At 68.5% G+C, this 4,255-nt stretch carries 3 protein-coding genes and 1 pseudogene; all 4 read left to right on the top strand.

The genetic code is table 11. The annotated features are described in order from the left end of the window. Window positions 1-378 (top strand): annotated as a pseudogene (locus tag ABT116_RS40175) (DUF4956 domain-containing protein); the annotation flags it as partial. Beyond that, window positions 378-2,150 carry a CotH kinase family protein gene (locus ABT116_RS40180; RefSeq protein WP_351644945.1) on the top strand — a complete coding sequence of 591 codons (1,773 nt, stop codon included), beginning with the start codon at window positions 378-380 and terminating at the stop codon, window positions 2,148-2,150. The pseudogene ABT116_RS40175 and the gene ABT116_RS40180, both read left to right, overlap by 1 nt. Window positions 2,151-2,236: 86 nt before the next feature. Continuing rightward, window positions 2,237-2,983, top strand: coding sequence for a response regulator transcription factor (locus ABT116_RS40185; protein ID WP_351644948.1), 747 nt, complete (start codon window positions 2,237-2,239; stop codon window positions 2,981-2,983). Continuing rightward, window positions 2,980-4,255: histidine kinase dimerization/phospho-acceptor domain-containing protein (locus ABT116_RS51075; RefSeq protein WP_502984023.1), on the top strand; the 1,276-nt coding region annotated here is incomplete at its 3' end. The genes ABT116_RS40185 and ABT116_RS51075, both read left to right, overlap by 4 nt.

Here is a 4,255-nt window from a genome sequence, read left to right on the forward strand (position 1 = left end):
GCCATGGCGATCGGCATGGCCTGCGGCGCCCGCTTCTACACGCTGGCTGCGGTCGGCGCCGTGGTGATCTGCGCCGTCATGCTCGTCATGTTCAAGTTCAACTGGTTCGCCCTCAACGTGCAGCGGCAGGTCGTCAAGGTCCAGGTGCCGGCCGGTGAAGACTACGGCCCCGCCATCGGTGACGTACTGATCAAGTACACCAGCGAGTTCGAGCTGGTGAGCACCGAGACGATCCGCGGCGGCGCGCTGACCGAGGTGTTCTACACGGTGCGCATGAAGAAGGGCACCGAGCCCGGCGACCTGGTGGCCGCGCTGCAGGAGCGGACATCGGGCCAGCGGGTGACCGTGCTGACCGGTTACGACTCGACCGACCTGTGATGGCCGGCGGCAGCGAGGCGGCTCCCCGGCGCAGGCCGCGGCGGCTCCGCGACCGGATCCCCGTACGGCTGCGGCACCACTGGAAGCCGGCCGGCGCCCTCTGCGCGGGACTGGCGGTGATGGTCTACTTCTTCGGCGACGCCCGAATCTCGCCGTACGTCACCTCCTCCTCCCGCGTGGAGGCTGACGCCATCACGCAGAACGTCGAGGGCATGGTCGACCTGTACGACACCTCGGTCTCCCACTCCATCCAACTGGAGTACGACCAGACCGACTTCACAAAGATGATGAAGGAGTTCCGCGAGGACGGGACCAAGGACTACATCAAAGCCGACCTCACCATCGACGGGGTCTACCTCGAGGACGTTGGAATCCGCCTCAAGGGCAACTCCACACTGTTGTCCCTGCGCGGAAACGGCCAGGGCATGCCCGGTGGCGGCCGGACCATGCCCGAAGGCGCCGAGCAGGGCGCCCCGGAGGCGCAGCAGGACGGCGCAACCGGGGGCCGGGACCGCGGCCAGGCCAATGGCCGCGGTCCCGGCGGGGCCGGTGACATCATGGGCGGGATCACGCAGTACAACCTGTCCGAGAAGAAGCCCGAGGAACTGCCCTGGCTCATCAAGATCGACGAGTTCGTCGAGGGCCGCGCCTATCAGGGCGAGCGTGAGATCTCGCTGCGCCCCGGAAGCAACGGCCAGGTCCCGGTGAACGAGGCCCTCGCGCTGAGTCTGACGGACACCACCGGTCAGAAGAACGAGCGGTACGCCTTCACGTCGGTAAAGGTCAACACCCGCCCGGTCGCCACCCGGTTGATGGTCGAGAGCCCGGACACGGAGTACGCGGAGTCCATCGCTGACGGCAACGGCGTGCTCTACAAGGCGCGGGCCGGCGGCAGCTTCGAGTACAAGGGCGACGACCCGACCGACTACGAGGAGTCGTTCGAGCAGCTCAACAAAGTGGGCAGTCAGGACCTGGAGCCGGTCATGAAGCTCATCAAGTGGGCGAACGAGGCGTCGGACGAGGAGTTCGAGAAGGAACTCGACCAGCACGTGGACGTCGAGTCCCTGGCGACGTACCTCGCCGCGCAGAACCTGCTCATGAACTTCGACGACATGGCCGGACCCGGCAAGAACTACCTGCTGTGGTACGACCTGGACACCAAGAAGTTCTCGGTCCTGGGATGGGACTACAACCTCACCTTCACCGGCGATGCGACCTCGGGCCCGGACGACGACACGAGCATGGGCGGTGCCTTCGGTGGTGGCACTGGAGGTGCCACTGGGCAGAGCAGCCAGGGCGGCCAGGGCACAGGTGGCCAAGCCGCGCAGAACATGCCCTCCGGGATGCCGTCAGGAATGCCCGAAGGAATGCCCGAAGGAATGCCCGAAGGAATGCCTTCGGGGATGCCCGAGAATCTGCCGGAACGCATGCCGTCCGACATGCCTCCCGGTCTGCCGGGCGGTCAGAACGGCCAAGGCGGTCAGGGCGGTGAGGGCGAAGGCGGTGGGTTCGCCGGCATGATCGGCCACCCGCTGAAGGAGCGCTTCCTGGACTCGGACACCTTCGATCCCGTCTACAAGAAGGCGTACAAGGAGCTGTACCAGAAGTTCTACGGCTCCGGGACCGCACTGAAGGCGCTGAACGCCATCGCCGAACAGGCGGGGAAGGCCGGTGCCGACGGCAAGGAGCTGGACTCCGCCGTCGAGAAGCTGCGAAAGACGGTCACCGAGCGTACCGCGGCGCTGGCCAAGAACAAGGAGGTGACCGGCTGATCACCGGCGCCCGGACGGCAGTCCCCCGTGGGGCGCCGTCCGGGCGTTCGGCGCACCGCGAACTCCTCACGAGCAAAGGAAGGTCCATGCCCGTCGCGCCGTCGGCGCCCGCGCCACCCCCACACAATGTGCTTGTCGTCGAGGACGACCCCAGCATCCGCACCTTGCTCACTTCCGCCCTGCACGCCGCCGGCTACTCCGTGAGCACCGCCGACACAGGCCAGACCGCCATGTTCGAGGCCGGTCGCGGCCAACCCGACCTGATCGTGCTGGACGTCGGCCTTCCGGACATCGACGGCTTCGCGGTGACCCGTCATCTGCGGGCTGAGGGCGTCTATACGCCGGTGCTGTTCCTGACGGCGCGTACGGACGTCGAGGACCGCATCATCGGCCTCAGCTCCGGCGGCGACGACTACGTCACCAAGCCGTTCCACGTGCAGGAGGTGCTGCTGCGCATCCGTGCCATCCTGCGGCGCAGTGACATGCCACCGGGCGGAGGGACCAGGAGACCGCCGCTGCGGTACGCGGATCTGGTGCTGGACCAGCAGACCCACGAGGTGCGCCGGTCCGGGCTGCCCATCCGGCTGTCGCCCACCGAGTTCCGGCTCCTGGTCTGCCTGCTTGCGCAGCCGGAACGCGTGGTGGGCAAGAAGGAGATCCTGTCCGAGGTCTGGCACTACGACTTCGCCGGTGACGCCCGCATCGTCGACACCTACGTACGCAACCTGCGGCGCAAGATAGACCGGTTCGAGCCCCAGCTCATCCAGACGGTCCGCGGTGTCGGCTACTGCCTGCGGGCCGCGCGCCCCGGACCGGGGGCGGCGGCGCTGTGAGGCGGTGGCTGCGCCGGCTGAAACCGCGCTCGCTGCGAGCCCGCCTGGTGCTCGGCGTCACGCTGCTGGCCACCTCGGCGGTTCTGCTCTGTCAGGCGGCAGGACTCGCCCTGCTTCACTCCTGGCTGACGGACCAGGTCGACCGGCGACTGACCCGTTTCCAGCCGGTGCCCCAGCTTTACAAGGACGTGGCCGACGGCCGGACGGCGTCAGGGGCGCCCGGCAGGACGGGCAGCCTCCCTTCGGACTACCGGGTGTACTTCTACGACAGAGGCGGCCACCGGAATGCCATGTCGCTGAGCGGCGACGGGGGCAGTGCCGGGCCGCGACTCCCGAAGTCGGAGGCGGAACTCGGCGTCGAGAACGGCCGCCCCGCCACGGTCGCCGCGACCGACGGCGGCAGCACCTGGCGGGTGATCGCCCGGTCCGGCACCGACGGCACCCGGGTCGTGGTGGCGCTGCCTCTGAAGGAGGTGGACGAGGCGACCTCCCGGATGCTGTGGTTCAGCCTCGCTGTCGGGGTGGCCGTCGCAGCGGGGGTCGTCCTCTTCGGCACCCTCGCTGTGCGGCTGGGACTGCGGCCGCTGGTCGGAGTCGAGCGCACTGCCAGGCGCATCGCAGAAGGTGAGTTGGAACTGAGCGTTCCGGACCGGCATGCGGTCACCGAGGTCGGCCACCTCAGCCGTGCCCTGAACACGATGCTCGACCGGCTGCGCACCGCGCTGTGTCGCACCGAGGCGTCGGAGCAACGGCTGCGCCACTTCCTGGCGGACGCCGGCCATGAACTGCGAACTCCCCTCACGTCTCTGCAGGGCTTCGCCGAACTCCTGGTGCAGGAGCCGGAGATGAGCCTGGAACGACGCCAGGAGGCGCAGCAGCTGATCGTGCGGAACGCCGACCGGATGAGCCGTCTCATCGAGAGCCTGTCCCAACTGGCCAGGCTCGGTGAGGTCCCCGCGACGCGGTGGCAACCGGTCGACCTCCTCTCTCTCGTGGCCGACGGTATCGCACTCTCGCCGACCCCGAGGACGACGCCCGCGTGGACGAGCTGGACGTCGTCGACGCCGTCGGCGACCCGCATCAGCTGGCGCAGATCCTGTCGAATCTGCTCACCAACGCGTGCGTCCACACTCCGACCGGGACACACATCCAGGTGCGCGTCGGCACCCTCCGAGTCCGCCCACACGGGCCGGGCACGACGGGACCGGGCCGTACCAGCGCCAACGCACCGCTCATACCCGGCACTCGGGTCTGTGTCGTCGAGGTCGCCGA

The organism is Streptomyces sp. NPDC002130, assembly GCF_040296465.1.
Lineage (GTDB): Bacteria > Actinomycetota > Actinomycetes > Streptomycetales > Streptomycetaceae > Streptomyces.

Coding starts and splice junctions, on each gene's coding strand:
- ABT116_RS40185 (WP_351644948.1), top strand. CDS start 2,237: ATGCCCGTCGCGCCGTCGGCGCCCGCGCCACCCCCACACAATGTGCTT.
- ABT116_RS40180 (WP_351644945.1), top strand. CDS start 378: ATGGCCGGCGGCAGCGAGGCGGCTCCCCGGCGCAGGCCGCGGCGGCTC.